Source organism: Pedobacter terrestris (genome assembly GCF_052343045.1).
Classification (GTDB): Bacteria; Bacteroidota; Bacteroidia; order Sphingobacteriales; family Sphingobacteriaceae; genus Pedobacter.
The window spans coordinates 568,527-584,404 of sequence record NZ_CP180264.1; the positions used below are offsets into that span (position 1 = coordinate 568,527).

10 protein-coding genes are annotated in these 15,878 nt (G+C 38.4%); 6 read left to right on the forward strand and 4 right to left on the reverse strand.

Annotated features, from left to right (window positions below):
- Window positions 1-46: 46 nt before the first annotated feature.
- A complete protein-coding gene (locus ACJVDH_RS02555; protein ID WP_443946007.1) occupies window positions 47-1,237 on the reverse strand; it encodes an MFS transporter in 1,191 nt (396 codons plus the stop codon).
- A gap of 2,120 nt (window positions 1,238-3,357) precedes the next feature.
- On the opposite strand from ACJVDH_RS02555, the gene ACJVDH_RS02560 reads away from it, so the two are divergent.
- Both ACJVDH_RS02560 and ACJVDH_RS02565 read left to right on the forward strand, forming a co-directional pair.
- The gene (locus ACJVDH_RS02560) at window positions 3,358-4,584 is read left to right on the forward strand and encodes a hypothetical protein (RefSeq protein ID WP_443946008.1); all 1,227 of its coding nucleotides are present in this window, start codon (window positions 3,358-3,360) and stop codon (window positions 4,582-4,584) included.
- Window positions 4,565-6,457, forward strand: coding sequence for an ATP-binding protein (locus ACJVDH_RS02565; protein ID WP_443946009.1), 1,893 nt, complete (start codon window positions 4,565-4,567; stop codon window positions 6,455-6,457). Before ACJVDH_RS02560 ends, ACJVDH_RS02565 begins: the two co-directional genes overlap by 20 nt.
- Before the next feature lie 602 nt (window positions 6,458-7,059).
- On the opposite strand, the gene ACJVDH_RS02570 is transcribed toward ACJVDH_RS02565, so the two are convergent.
- Entirely contained in the window at window positions 7,060-7,797 is a 738-nt protein-coding gene (locus ACJVDH_RS02570; RefSeq protein ID WP_443946010.1) for a hypothetical protein, read from the reverse strand.
- Window positions 7,798-7,817: 20 nt separating this feature from the next.
- Window positions 7,818-9,554 carry a hypothetical protein gene (locus ACJVDH_RS02575; RefSeq protein WP_443946011.1) on the reverse strand — a complete coding sequence of 579 codons (1,737 nt, stop codon included), beginning with the start codon at window positions 9,552-9,554 and terminating at the stop codon, window positions 7,818-7,820.
- Between the two features lie 466 nt (window positions 9,555-10,020).
- On the opposite strand from ACJVDH_RS02575, the gene ACJVDH_RS02580 reads away from it, so the two are divergent.
- The 4 genes from ACJVDH_RS02580 to ACJVDH_RS02595 all read left to right on the forward strand — a co-directional run bounded on the left by ACJVDH_RS02580 (window position 10,021) and on the right by ACJVDH_RS02595 (window position 14,994).
- The gene (locus ACJVDH_RS02580; protein WP_443946012.1) at window positions 10,021-11,847 is read left to right on the forward strand and encodes a hypothetical protein; all 1,827 of its coding nucleotides are present in this window, start codon (window positions 10,021-10,023) and stop codon (window positions 11,845-11,847) included.
- Window positions 11,848-12,051: 204 nt separating this feature from the next.
- Window positions 12,052-13,566 carry an IS21 family transposase gene (gene istA / locus ACJVDH_RS02585; RefSeq protein WP_443947594.1) on the forward strand — a complete coding sequence of 505 codons (1,515 nt, stop codon included), beginning with the start codon at window positions 12,052-12,054 and terminating at the stop codon, window positions 13,564-13,566.
- A gap of 49 nt (window positions 13,567-13,615) precedes the next feature.
- A complete protein-coding gene (gene istB / locus ACJVDH_RS02590) occupies window positions 13,616-14,365 on the forward strand; it encodes an IS21-like element helper ATPase IstB (RefSeq protein WP_443944282.1) in 750 nt (249 codons plus the stop codon).
- 239 nt (window positions 14,366-14,604) lie between these two features.
- The gene (locus ACJVDH_RS02595) at window positions 14,605-14,994 is read left to right on the forward strand and encodes a hypothetical protein (protein ID WP_443946013.1); all 390 of its coding nucleotides are present in this window, start codon (window positions 14,605-14,607) and stop codon (window positions 14,992-14,994) included.
- 47 nt (window positions 14,995-15,041) lie between these two features.
- On the opposite strand, the gene ACJVDH_RS02600 is transcribed toward ACJVDH_RS02595, so the two are convergent.
- Window positions 15,042-15,878, reverse strand: a complete 837-nt coding sequence (locus tag ACJVDH_RS02600; protein ID WP_443946014.1) for a hypothetical protein — start codon at window positions 15,876-15,878, stop codon at window positions 15,042-15,044.

Sequence of the window (15,878 nt, forward strand, 5' to 3'; positions counted from 1 at the left end):
ATAATCGCTCCGGCAAGTATGCATGGAATAGCGAACAACAAGAAATTCAGCTCTGTAGAAAACCATGAGAAATGAATATTCCGCCAGCAATTGGACCTAAAATAGCACCAAACCTACCCATACCAATTGCCCAACCAATACCAGTACTGCGAATAGTTGGAGGATACACATTTACAGAAATTGCATATAAACCTATTAAACCACCCTGAATGCCAAAACCAATGCAGGCAAACAGGCAAAGCAAGAGTACCTGGTTGGTAAATAAACCAAATAAAGACATGAGTACTCCGCCCACAATTAAGTAAAAACCAATTACTCCCTTTATACCCAATTTGGTAGATAAATAGCCTTGAGACAGTACACCCAACATAGAACCAAGACTAAAGATTAGACCGGCGTAAATGGCCAGGACATCAGAAAACCCGAAGTCTGAAGCCAGTTTGGGAATCCAGCTTGTTAAAAAATAAAAAGAGCCAAAACAACAGAAAAATGCAGCCCACATAATAATGGTAGAGCGTTTTAATCCCTTTGAAAATAAATTCAGGATAGACGATTTTGATTTTACTTTGTTTTGCGGCGGAAGCGCTTTTAGCTCTTCAACATGCATAGATCTATAGATTTTATTTAACCGTTCTAATGCATTTTTTGGTTGCTTCTTCAATAGAAAATCGAAAGATTCTCTGATGAAAATCATCACCAGCGGAACAACTAAAAGCGTCAAAACACCAACAACAACATAAAATGCACGCCAACCATATTCTATAATTACGTAATCTGCAAAAAAACCAGAAAGCATTGCTCCGGCAGGGTAACCCGATCCAACAAAACTTACCCAAAAATTTCGATTTTTAGCAGAAGAATATTCGGCGGCAAGTACATTGATACAAGCCAGTAGACAACCCAAACCAAGGCCGGTAAGTACACGTGCAGCAATAAGAATAGCCATAGAATCTACCAGACTGGTTAATAAACTGGTAATTCCCATCATACTCAGGCTGATTAAAATTAGCGCTTTTCGCCCTGCACGATCGGCAAGTGGTGCAAGTATTAATGCGCCCAATCCCATGCCAATTAAACCGGCGCTAAAAACCAGTCCAAAAGTTTTGGGCGAAACACCCCACTCTGTAGAAATTTCTTTTGCTGTGTAAGAAACGGCCATTACATCCATTCCATCACACATATTCATCACAAAACACAAGAATATAATCCCGTATTGAAGTGCAGACATTCGGTTCATAACAAATTATCTAAAAGTCTAATAACTTCTAATGCAAGGGATTTTTCTTCGGGATGGGAATTTGTATTGCTGCGGATTTCTGTAAAAATCCTTTTTGTATGTCTACATGGTTAGTCGGTTTACATACAGAGAACTTAATGTAATTTAGGAAAATCTGGGCAATTAACCAATATTTATATGTTTGAAGTTTATTTCGCGACAACATTGTAAGGCTAAGATTTAAGGCTTTGATAACTTTGTTTAAGTAAGAAAGATATGGCTTCATTAATTTTTTCACGCAACATGATCACATTGTACATTAAGCCCACAAAATATGCTGCTGTTGATAGAACTATGCATGTTAAGCTAATAAATTCCAGAAGCAAGTAAAGCCACTACGGCGCGGTAAACTTCCGCATGATCTCCAAAAGTTCTGCCTGTTCGTATGTAAGTTTTTTTAGCGAAGTTCTTTCTTCAGATAAACGCCACAACAATACTTTTTAAAGTTCCTTGTTTTTGGAAACATAATCGAATTGCGCTCATCCAACTGCTTCTCAGAATTGTTTTATCTTCTCTATGGTTCGTATGTGTGTTTTGAGCGTTGCGATTTCGGCACGATTTCTTAAAAGAGGAAGTTAAATACAATAGAGGTGTGTTAATGCATATTATATAAATGATTGATATTGAGTTGTTTGTGTTGTATTTGCAAGCGTATGGCTTATTGTTATGAGAACTTATGATTTTTAAAATGTGCTGCGATGAGTCGATGTCCGAAAAAACTGTAAACCACCCAGATTGACCCAAAAAAGACTAGTTGGTTACCCCTTGTTAACCTTTTTATTACCTATTTATTACCCCTTAGGTAACCAATAGGTAACCAAGGGGTAAACAAAGGGTAATGTTGGTGTAAACCTGGTATCAATCAGGTCTAAGAATAAACACCCATTCTTTTGAACAAGAGTTGAATAAATTTTCTTTGGACTTGAGTACACCTATGGGGAAAAAATACTTAAGATTTGCAAATATGCTTTACCAGTTTTGACATCACAGATAATGCGTTTGCCGGGAAAAGGAGTTTGTCCTTGATACGGGGTTCGAACTTATCTTGATTTACTAATAGCGCAGGTCGCAGCTACTTTTAATCAACTTTCAGAAAATAGAAAGGATGATTTGATGGAACCTGAAAATCAGCACAGTGAAATCAACCGGAAGATAAACAAGCTCAAGGAAAAGTATATCGAAGAGGAACTGGATCAGATACTTTAAAGGAAAAGCTATTAAAAGTAAGCTTTAGAGAAGTCTGAAATTGAACGCACATTGGTTACCCTGTTTAGTAAAAGTTTGAACATTCTGAAATGCACTAAATTAGCGGTAGAATATGCCCTTGAGTTGCCTTTAAAGTGGGGTTTCAGGCGATTATCATACTAAGCAACAAATCCTCTTCCCTAGGGGTATAACTTATGAAAAAAAAAATTGATAAGGTTCGAACTTGTGAAATAAATTTTGTGTTTTTTATGTCGCTCATTTTCAGCAGATTATCCTTAAAAAGAAAAGAGGCATACCAGATTTAGATCTAGATTATGCCTCTTTCGCTGGTTTGGTAGAGTCGACCATACGTCGATCTAACTTCTATACCGACTTTGAAGACACGATTCACAGGGTAGAGGCTTACTATGAAAAATATGGTAAAGAAAATTTGTATCCGTAGTTAAATTTACGATGTGTAGAAGCGAGAAAAAACTGAATAAATTTAAACAAGAGATGGTATTCTATGGTTCACTAGATGAAATAGATTAGATTGCCTCCACCTTACCTGAAATAAATTTAGTCTGAAATATTGCTGGGCTTTCATTTAGTGATTTGCTCAAAAGAGATCCAGTTAAGTTGATTTTTTCAACGGCTTCCAATTCTTGCTAAATAGAATAAGCATTTTGGTCGTCGCTTAAATTTCGATCAAATTTTATCCCTTATTATATAATGGTTTGGACTATGACAGTAGGCATACTTTCCTTCGTTTGATCAGCAGACGTGCGTTTTATTTGGGTGATTAATTTATTTCCTTAAAATTCTTAGCTTTAAGAATCCAAAAAAGGAATTGTAGACTTGTCTTTACAATTCCGATATTTTTATTAAACGCACTCATGGATAACGAAAGAATATTAAAAATAATAGAGAGCAGCCATTTCAATTTTTTGATTGGTTCTGGCGCTTCAAGGAATTATCTCGAGACCTTGAAGAATATCGAAGAATTGTTGACTTTCCTCGACGGAGAGACAGATGCAAATAAAAAGGAAGCCTGGTTCAGGATATTGGATGTCTCCATCAAAAATTGGTACTTTCAGAAATGCATCAAGGGAAATTTGAAACTAGTCGATGATACTTTTACCCTAGAAGAGGGAAAGGTTTCAGTTTTCACTGAAACCAATGACAATTATTCTAGGTTTCTACAATCTCTAAATATTTTACTGCTTAAACGAAGGAACAAGTTGCTGCCAAAAGAGATCAATCTTTTTACCACGAATATGGATATATTCATCGACGTCTGGCTTGATAATTTGGGGCTAGAGTTCAACGATGGTTTTTCGGGCAAGTTTGTTCCTACCTTCAACACATCGAACTATCAGAAATCGTTCTATAAGAGCAGTTCACAGTACAATATCAGTTCTGAGCTTCCGCTTTTCAACCTTTTCAAGCTACATGGGTCATTAACATGGGACAAATCAATAGAGGGCGAGATCAGGTACAATTCCAGTCTTACGGCTATGAAGGCCCTAAATAATATCACTTTTCCGGAAGAGTACCTCAGTGCCCTTACCAAAGATATAGGAGGGGAATGGACACTGAAGACTTATGACGAGCTCAAGACCGAAACACAGGCGATGGCGCTGGTAAGGGGTGAAAATGCAGCACTGACAACTTTTTCTGTCGAGTACGATAAATTGGTTATGATCAATCCTACCAAAGAAAAGTTCGAGAACACTACGCTTAGGTTGGAGTATTATGAGCAGATGCGCATGTATTCCAATATCCTTGAAAGAGAAAATTCGGTTCTGTTTGTGACTGGATTTTCGTTTGCCGATGAACATATCCGTCAGATTACCTACCGAGCACTGAATTCCAATCCAACACTCCTTGTTGTCGCATTCAGTTTCAACGATCAGGATAAATCGCAGTTGGAAAAACTCTTTCCAAAACTCAAATATAAAAATCTGTTCACTGAGTTCGTTGGTTATGATTTCAAAAAGGTGGTGGAGTCAATCTTCCAACCGCTGGCTAATCAATTTGAACATTCAGCAAGCACAGTTTCAAAAGAGGACGCACCAACACCAGAAACAAAGGAGGCCGAGAATGGAGAACGAGCGCAGTAAGGATCATTTTACGGCAGATTCGATCCTTAGGATTGGGGCAGTGAGTGAGGTAAAGGGAAAGAACATCTTAGTTAAGGTCGATAAGAATAAAAATGCACCTCACCTACTTTTTGACGGAAAAGTTGTAAAGAACGTTTCGGTCGGTTCTTATGTGAAAATCGCAAAGGGATATAATGAAATAATAGGAAAGATTGAAGGAGAATTCATTTCTGAGGACAAGGATATCGAGGATAACAATTATTTCAATAATAGGAACAAGATTAAGCGCTTTCTGAATGTGATATTGGTCGGTTATGTGGAAAAATCCGTTTTCCGGCAAGGATTGAAAGAACTACCTCTGATAGACAATGATTGCTACCTGCTCGACAATCGGGAGTTTGATTGCATACACAGTTTCGCCAAGCCAGAAGATGATAAGATCCTCTTGGGTTCTTTGTTAAACGAAACCAACACAAAGATTGAAATTGGGGTGGATAAGCTATTTGCCAGTCATATAGGTATCTTTGGAAATACAGGAAGCGGGAAATCCTATTCGCTATCTAAACTTTACCACCAATTGCTATCTAAGTATAAGTCGCATGACAGGTTCAAGGAGAATGCGAAGTTCGTGCTTATTGATTTTAATGGTGAATATGCCGTCAAGGGTGACAATGATAATATTATCATTGATAAGGAGCTTAAAACTAGATTTTTTCTTTCCACCTCAAAAAGCGACGGAGACCGTTTTCCTATTCCAGAAAGTGAAATAAATGACTTGACCTTTTGGTCTATTCTGCTAAAGGCAACTGATCAAACGCAGAAACCATTTTTGAATAGCTGTCTTACCAAAAAAAGTCTAGTCACTAATTCTTCTTCGGAAGACGGAATAAGAAACCTGATTTTTGCTTCGATTGCCACAGTATTAACCCAAGGATCCAAATCACTTGATAAGGATTTCCATATCTATTTTTTGGATGAACTTTTAAAACTGAGTGTTTCCTCTGGAACATTGTTTCCAAATATCAGGGATGTCAGGAATCGACTGAAGAGTGGATTGGTTGTTAAATATGGAACCCAACTTGTGCTAGAAAAAATTGACCACAATGCAGATGCTACTTCTTTTCTTGAGAAATTAAGGGAAATCGTATTTCTTATTACCGTCGATGTTACAAAACTCAATGCGTTCACTAGGATTCGGATGCAGATTATTCTTAACTACTTTGATGTGATAGGTAAGGGATACTATTCCAAAGAGCATATAGGTCCATTGTATAATCGCTTAGAAGCTAAGTTCAATGAGATAACGAAAGTTTTCGCAGTAGTAAACGATGATAAGGTAATCAATAATGGCAGGCCACTGATCATCATCAATCTCAACGATGTCAATGTCGAGATGAAAAAAATTATCCCGTTGGTAATCTGCAAATATTACTATGAGTATTACAAGTTCAAAAATCTTAAAAGAGAGAAATACTTGAACATTATCGTCGATGAAGCACATAATATTCTCTCCCGAAACTCTATCAGGGAAAGCGAAACATGGAAGGACTATCGTTTGGAAACGTTTGAAGAAATTATCAAGGAAGGCCGTAAATTTGGTGTTTTTTTAACCATTTCGAGCCAAAGGCCCTATGACATCTCAGATACAATTATTTCGCAGCTCCACAATTATCTTTTGCATAGGCTTATCAATAACAAGGATATTGAGGCCATTGCCCGTACAGTTTCTTACCTTGACAAGATCTCGTTTGACAGTCTCTCTATCTTGCCCCAAGGAGGATGTGTATTAGCAGGGTTGTCTGCCGACCTGCCCGTAGTGATCAAAATTGACAAGATGCCTGAGGAAAACAAGCCTCACAACGAGACAATTATACTCACTGCTAAGTGGAAGTAGATCGATTCAAGCGGCAGCGATCGTCTTGGATTAATCATTTTGGTTTAAATTGATAAACCAAAATAATTAACCCAATTTGGGCAGTTTAAGTAATCATCTCAATTGTCTGATAGTGGAGAAGGTACGAGTTTATAATTTTCGACTAGATAAGTTCGCGTAGGTCTGATTTATACATTACTTCGGCATTTTTTCTTTCTTGATAGGAAGTTACAAACTGAATTTGAAAATTTAATTAAGGTTTCTAAATGCATTCGGTGTCATCCCGGCTCACATGAGTTTTCAAATGATTAATAGAGAGTTGCCTCCGCATCGTATTAAATGGTTTGGATTACAAAGGACAAGAAAATTTTATTGCCAGTCTTAAGCCAGAATGCTTCAATTCAATTTATTATGGCTCCCTGATTTCCAAAGAGAACTTTACTCTGCGAGCTGATCAAGAGGGAATATGCCTGAAGTAAACGTGTTACAAATGGAGAAGCAGTTGGCGAACTTTCTATTAACATCCACATTGATTTGAAGACTGATTGGCATTAAATTTAATATGAAATCCAAATAAACTTTGAACAATAAGCTCGTGCCCGTATTTTTTCGGATTTCACGCGTTAAGACAGCGGTAGAGTGTTAATGAATATAAAGTTACCAAAGTCAATTTCGTTCCTGCTAAAGTATTTGATTTTATCTGTTCTTGAAATCTCTGTCAGTTTATCCCAACTAATCTGCCAATCGCGTTTCGCCGGATGGATAATTGGCTTTATCAAATTTCTTGTGCCTTTTTCGAATTTGGGATGCCAGATCAAATCTGCCGCTCTTATCCTTACAATATGAGGTTCTGAGTACCACAACTTGACAGCTTCCCGCGAAGCTCGATATCTCGTTGGCTTGAGATGCGGAACCAAAATCTTATACAGGTAACGCCCCTTAGTAGAATTTTCCCGTTCAAAATCTTTGACTTCTGGAAACCTTTTAAACCCCAAACGCTTCCAAATTTTTTCAGAAGATGCTGGTTGACAATGAAGATCCACCACCTTAATCCCGATTCTTTCTAATCTGAAAAATAATTCTTCAGCAATATATTTCCCGTAACCATTCCGTCGATACCCAAGTCTTATTTCTGCTAATTGAATTCTGGCAACCTTTTCCCATTCAAACCATGTGATGAAACCAATGGCCTGTTTATTCATTGTCAGTATACCAAGTTTTTTATCCTGGTAAGATTGTGCAATGGAGGACCAGTTACATAAAAAACCTTCTCCCGAAGCTTTTTCTTCTTCAACAAGCCAGGACCTGATTTCATCAAGCTGATCAAGAGTTATTTTAAAATGTAATTTGCAGCCTTTCATAACTAAGTCAATTCTTTCAATTAAGGAAGCATAACAGGCTGTATAATATCGATCAACCACTTTGAGGTTCTAACACGCGTTGTGCTTCGGATATACTGATTTAAGAACGCGGAAAATGGCATCATTTGTTCCAGCGAACGTAATTGCAGCATTCCGGATTGATCGTATTTCATTTTCACATGCTCTAGATAAAGGTCTATGACTGTATTTAAGTTCGTGCCTCTTTTTCCTAATTGCTGGTGAAAATAAGTAAGTGTACTTATATCTACGAGAACAGCGGGACGGACTTTGAATAGCTGGCTTTTGCTTAGTTTGGCCTCAAAACATGCCTCTTTGAACCATTGGAATAAAAGCTGATTTAATGCAAGGGTATTAAAAGCATCTGAATGCACTACAATTACGGGATATATCAGCCGATACTTCCCGGCTGCAAATCCGAAACTTTCATACTTGCCCTCTAGTACTTTTTTAACATTTTTTGCAAGTTGGAGCACCGCCTTATCACTATTTCCATCCTTGTAAAACTTTGAACGCAATTCGTCCCTCAGCTCAGGCATGAATAGTTTGTCCTTAACTTCTTTTTTTATTAATATGTCCTTTGATTCAAAAATAAAGACATTCCCAAAAGCAGATGCAAGGTAATCTGAAGCACCAAATTGTGGCGCAGCAGCTTCAACAACACTTCCTTCAAGACGCACGTTTTGTCCTTCAAATATTTTATTTAAAACAGTATACAATAAGGTATTTTCAGAGAATCCGCTCGTGTAGATTTTGTTTCTAAAGGTTGCAGCAGTCATTGCCCCAAGTTCTTGATTGATCCCGCTAAGCTGAAAATATAGCGAACGGAATATCTTTTCGATAAAGAATCTTTTATATATAACTTGAAATTTACCTTCTCCTGTCCGGTAGATCGGTCTATTTCTCAAATAGAGATAATCCATTTCAATTGCAGCATCAATTGGGACAATGCCTATCTCCCCTAAAATTTGAATAGCAATATTATAGAAAGGAAGTTCAGGATCAACCTCAATGAAGTTATTCCCCTTTAGGTTAGGCGTATCAAGGGTAGCAATAGCCATACCTGCACTAGCTTTAAGGTAAGTTCTCCAGGAATTGCAGTTGAAATTAGCCAAAAAGGCATTTAAAACTACTGCTGTTTGAACATCTTTTTCTAAATATTCGAATAATTTAATGGCCTTAAAGGTTTCGATTTGCCAGAGTTCAAGTAGATCTCTATTCACTAAGTCAGCATATTGAAATGGTTGAGCAAACATTTGCCAAAAGATCTCTTCCCCAGGGTGCAGTTCGCGAATTTGCTCAAATCCAGTAGGCCTTGCTTTTCCTGAATTGATCAGCAGATAGGCTTTTAAAAGTGCTATTTCTTTTTGCGCATTTGTCAAGGGGACATCGAGTATGACTGGTTCAGTTTGTAAATGTCTGAGTAGCGATTCAAAAAATGACAAATTACTTGGAGCATTAAATATCACAATTTCCGATGTGGGATGTACATTTTTGTAGTGATCAATTCGTTCTGTAACTGCTAGAAAGACTTCGGCATTTGCATGAGAGAACCAATTTTCACGCAAGAAATATATGCAACCCTCAGTAGTTTTATATCGGTTTTCATGAAAATTCAGATGTTGCATAATACCCAATGCAAATGTGGTGTCGATTCCATTGAACAGAGAACCTAATTCATCAACAAATTCTTCCTGAAAAATTTCGTCATATTTCAGAAAAGTACGACTGTTTAACATATTATTAGAGCTTAATTTGAATCAATATAGGATTAGTTTTTAAAATTTGGCAAATATTACCTTTAGAAATGGTGGTATCCTGAAAAAGATACATCGGGAAAAAAGCGTATAAAAAAGGACCAATATCCATTCTATCTTTTCCTTGTTTAAAAAAAAAATATTACACATTATTCTTTGAGAAAAGTAATGCTAAATAAAAACATGCATGCGGTGGCTATTCGAGTCACGCATATCTGGTCATTTCAGGTATTTTCGCTAAGGGTGGGGAAGAACCAATTTTAGCGAAATGCCCAATTATAGAAGAAAACATAATAGCCAGATTAAATCAACTGCTATTTAATCGTAATTTTATTTAATATTAACCCTTTATCAAATTTTCAGGGCTAGTCAAATCCTCAAGGCACACTGAATTTTATATTATTTGGAGATGATATTGGGGGTATCATTTATGAGGTTTTTTGAATTTATGACGAAACAATTTTTTTCCTATGTGGATACCGCACTTAGGGTAATCTCAATCAATAATACATCTGTTGCCACTGCAGAGGGAGAGGCTGAGATCAATGAAAAACTTATTGCCGCAGATGGTTCAAAATATGCAAAAACCGAACTTTTGGGTGCCCTGATTGATCTAGAGATACAGCACAATCAGGAACTCAGGGATGTGATCGACCACGAGATGCACCATTACATGCAGACCCTTCATTATCCTTTTTTATATTATCTATGTTGGCTGGAATTTGATAACCTGAATTACCTTCGTGCGCTGATCAGGGATAGTGAGGTGAAAAGTTTTCCTATTGCCAATATCAGTCTTCCACCGGATTTTCAGCAGAACTTTAAGTTTACAACCCATAAAGTTGAATTTTTTTGGGTGCATGACCGCTTATGGCTAGGAACCGTAAAGAACGATACACCTTCCTCATCAATTTTTTCGTTGAATGATCTTTTGGAAGATGCTACAACAATATTTCAATACAAGGGAACCACACAATCGCCCAATTACCAAGATTGTTATGATTGGATAATGGATCCCTCCAGGACCTGTTACCGGAGGCTTTATAAGTTTCTGGTAAAACGAATAGGGAAAAAGAGAGCTTATGATCTTATACCTCTTGCCATACAACTCGCTTTTTTTACTACGGAACCCCTTAGCATGTTCTGTAATGTCATTTCATTGACCAACTACAGGTTTGCCGACTATGATAGCTATACGATTCAGGAAAACTTTGAACGGATTCTAGATAGCATCAGAGGCGAAATCGGTAACTGGGAGGGAAGTTTAATGGATTATGTTCTCCTTGGGAAGTTGCCCGTTAAGGTCTTTGCCCATCATAACCTCTCTGAACTGATAGACTCAGAAGTATTAGATAAAGGTGAGTTTCATTTTCCATTGGCATTGCATGCGAAGAAATTCATTAAAAGCTTAGAGACAGATCGTTCATTAATATACAATCTCATCAACCATGATCAAGAGAACAAGCGAAAATTGCTATCCGATTTTCAACCTATGGCCATTCATTTCAGGTTTAGCAACCGCTTGGGAAGGGATTCAATCCTAGCAGTAGGTGAGGATTACCGCAATGTCCTAAGTCCTGCCGGAATGGGTTATGATAACTATCTCAAGGAAATTATCAAAGTGGTTGGAACCACCCACCAGCTCCTTACTCGACACCATGATAATCTGCTATCAAACTGTCACCATGTTAATTGCAGCTACTATGATATTGGTTTATGTAAGAAGTGGACCTCTGTTCCGAAGGATTATACAACCTGCGGATTTCCGTATTGGTTCAGTTGGGTGTTTTTGCGCTCGATAAACCTAGATACCAGAAGCCTCGATAAAATGGAAAGATCTGTAGCTGAACAGGCCTGGGAGACTTATGCATCTACATCATTCAGACCGAGGCAATTCAACTTTCTGATGGAAGATGGAAATATAAGCCTAACCATTTCGCCAAAAGAAATCAATGCCCCTGGAAAAAATACTCTATTTAGGGATTTTTTAGCTTATATGCAGAAAGAACATAATCTTGAAAGCCAATCTCTCGTAGGTAAGATCAGCCTTGTCGTACATGGTTATAACCGGGATCCACGTGAACTTTTTGAAATCGCCGAGGTTCGCAAATGGTTGCATACCACATTTGAGGATTTCAAGGAATTTCTATGTTACATCGATTTTAGTTCTACCCAGGGACATGAGATCTTTATCAAATGCAGCTTTGTCAAGCACCGAAAAATCCTAGTTGAGAACAACCGTCTTTCTTTTATCTTTGATGAATGTGATCGGTAATTAAAAATACAGGATTTTTCGTAACCAAGAATACAGGGAAATTGGCAAGAATGATGTCGAGAAATTGGTAAGAATAAATACATAGTTCACCTTTTGGGGCGAAGCCCCAAAAGATTAGAACACCTTTGTCTTTCACCACAAAATACAAGGGATTCAATGAACTATTATTTAAACAAACTTATGATCTATCATGAAGTCCACCAAATGGAAAGAGCTGGTTTTTCCATTCAGAAGATTGCCGAGCACCTGGTTATGGACTGGCGTACCGTCAAACGGCTATTACTGCTGAGTGAAGAAGCTTACCTTGAACAGTTGGAAGCGCCACTTGGCAGAAAATGTTCCCTGGATGCGTATGAGGAGTTCGTCCGGGAAAAGCTAATTCTGTATCCAGCTACCTCTGCCGCCCAGATGCATGACTGGTTGAAGGAGCACAATCTAAATTTCCCAAGTGTTAGCCCAAAGACCGCCTTCAACTTTGTGCGTTCTGTCAGGAACAAGTACAACCTTCCAAAGACTGAACCTCAAAGAGATTATTCCTCTGTTCCGGAACTGCCCTATGGTCAGCAGGCACAGGTCGACTTTGGTTTCTACAATATGTCAACCACTCAGGGCAGAACCAAAAAAGTCCAGTTCTTTACTTTTGTACTGGCGCGGTCCCGTTACAAATATATTTATTTCAGTGATACCCCTTTCACCACCGAATCGGTTATAAATGCTCATGAAAAAGCTTTTCAGTTCATTGGAGGGCAACCACTGGAGATCGTTTATGATCAGGATCGGCTTTTTATAGTTTCAGAAAACCTGGGTGATATCATTATGACCGCTGGTTTCCGTGCGTATGTCCGCTCATCCGGCTTTACCACCCACTTCTGCAGAAAGGCCGATCCTGAAAGCAAAGGCAAAGTAGAAAACGTAGTCAAGTATGTAAAACAGAACTTTCTTTACAACCGCTCTTTCAGAGATATGGAAACATTGAATTCCGATGCGCTGGCATGGCTATCCAGAACGGCAAACCTAATGCAACATGGCACAACCAAACTTATTCCACTGGAGGAATTCATAATTGAGCAAGCTTTTTTAACCCCCTGGCAACCAACTCAAACCAGGCCAATAGAATATCCTGCCTATACCGTTCACAAGGACAATAAGATCTCCTATAAAAGCAATGTTTACAGTGTTCCATTGGGGACTTATAAAAAATCAAAAACAGTATTGGTCAAAGTTACCTATGAGCAGATAATTATCATGGACCACAGCCTTACCGAAATATGCAGGCACGAGCTCTCCAGGCTAAAAGGACAGAAAATCCTTTCAAGAGACCATGGGCGGGATAAAGAAACCGCTATCGTGGAAATGATGGAGGACTTCTGTGATCTTATGGAAAACAAACTCAAAGCAATAAACTGGCTTAGTCAGATCAGAAACCATAAGCCACGTTATATACGGGATCAGATCCAGTTGTTAAGGTCCACAGTAGTTGGTCTGGATCCTGTGATTGCCTCACGTGCATTGGATTATGCATGCAGCCATAACATTGTGAGCGCAACAGACTTTAAGGCAATTGTAAAGAGTATGCTCCGGGAGTACAAATCTGAAGATGCATCTGAGGTAAAAATAATCCAGCTCAACCCATTGAGTGGGGAAAGCCGCAGAAATGCGGACACCGTTCCTCAACAGAGTGATCTGGATGATTACGATGAAATATTTAATCAAAAATAACAAAAGCGGAGTCATTTGATATGGCTCCGTAACTAAAAAAGCAAAAAACATGGAAGTACAGAAACAGGAGATCAGACAGCTTTGCAGCAAGTTTATGCTGACTGGCATGGGTGCAAGTCTGGAGGGCATCGTAAATGATGCCGAAAAAAATGGGATTGGTTTTATGGAGTTCGCTTTGCGTCTATTGAAGAGCGAAGTGGAGCACCGTCAACAAAAAGATGAAGCCAAGCGGATGAAGGCAGCAGGGTTGCCCAGAAGCAGTGATCTTGAACATTACGATCCGGAAAAAAATGGGCTTAGAACCGAAAGGCTAGCACAACTCAGAGAGCTAAACTGGATGGATCAATTGTTCAATATGGTATTAATGGGGCCATCAGGAACAGGGAAGACACATTTGGCAGCGGGATTGTGCCGGGATGCAGTCAAAGCGGGCTACAAGGCCTATTTCAGGTCAATGGATGAGATTATAAATACGCTCAGAACAAAGGACTTTGTAAAATCTCAAATGCTTGAATACAACAAATTGGCTAAAGCCAATATGCTCGTGTTGGATGACATTATGCTTTTTCCACTGGAAAAAAATATGGCAGTGGCTTTTTTTAACTTTATAAACCACATTTATGAGTCCACTTCAATCGTGGTTACAACCAATAAAAAACCAACCGAATGGGCCAAAATGTTAGAGGATGAAGTTATTGCGACCGCGCTGCTAGACAGGTTACTTTTTAAGTGTGAAGTGGTGAATCTAACAGGTGATAGTTTCAGGCTTCAGAACCGTCAAACTTTTTTTGAATCGTAAAAATATTAACCTACTTTTGAACGGACTCTGTATTTATTAGTGCCATTTTCTCTGCACCATTCTTGCCAAAAATACTGTATTCCTAATTACCAAAAACTCTACATTCCTTATTACCGACTACAATGAATTGGATAACCGGGAATTTTCCCTGAAACAGTCGGCGATTTTTTATCAGTTTATGAATCAACACCCCTTACTGGATCAAAAACAAATCTTTAAAAACCTAAATAAATTGATTAATGGAAATTAGAATTGAAGCCTCCCAAGAACAATTAAAGGACTTATACATTTACCTTAACGATCATGATATAGAAACAGATGAGCAGTATCAGGAACTAAATGGTTTTCATTTGGAGGCAAGTCTTCAGTCCATAATCGTCGTACTGACCACACTATCCCTGGCTGCTATTAGGGGATATTTCAAGCTACAACTGGCAAAAATCAAGGCACAGGCAGATCTGGATAAGAATGCCCAAAAAGTGCTATTGGATCAATGGAAATTTTCTGCCAAGCAATCACTGGACTGGAAGAAGTTGGAACTTAAAGAGCTGGAAATGATGGAAAAAAGGAGGCTTCGGGAAGAAAAGCAGGTTTTGAAAAAAGTTAATAAAAATAAGGGAGGAGATTAAAAGCAATTTCAATCCATCTTAAAATGCTTTGCTCCATTTGCAAACCATTATTCGAGTCCGTCTACACCAAATCTTGTCAGCAAGGAATCAAAGGCCTGTTTAAGCACCGGGTTTTCCTGCTGAATGTGATGCCTAAGATACTGGTCAAGCATCCATTTCCTTTCTTCAGTGTTGCCCACTTTTTTCTTCAATAATTCCCCGAGTGGTTTTCCTTCTGACAAAAGACTCCCAATTGCATCAATGTCAGAAATACAGGCCAGTTGAAGATTTTTCGTCATAGGTCCATATTGAACTTCAAGCATTGGCAGTAAGTAGGAATTTAAAACAAAAATGTCTTCATATCCTGCCAAAATACTTATCACTTCGCTGATTGGGGCAAATCTATGATCTCCGGTTTTCTTAAGCAATATGCGGCTTCGGAAATCGTGCAACTGGGTGACCGCTTTCTTGAAACTTCCTGTTCTGATTTCCACTTCCATTTGTGATTCTTCAAAAAAAGCCCTCGATTTTAAGGTGAGCAAAGAAGTCTTCACTTCGATAATTACACAAATATTCCCTTGGATAACTGCAAAATCCGGTAGTTTTCCTCCATTTTTGTTGTCGAAATCTTCATCCAGATCAATAAGGATGGTATTTGACTTGGCCTGACAAAGCTGCGTTCTGACATAGGTACGGTAAACTTCACCAAAATAAACCCTGAATGGGTTTTTCTTAGTTTGCCCACTTGCTGCCGCCAATTGCTGTTCCTTATCCGCTAATAGATAAAATATGCCCGTACTGGTCCGGTCCAAAAGATATTTTGGCTGCGGAACAACGTAACTACCTGACTTTAGTTTTGAGGAAACCTCGACCTTAATTGCGGGTAACTGGATGAGTGGCTCCAT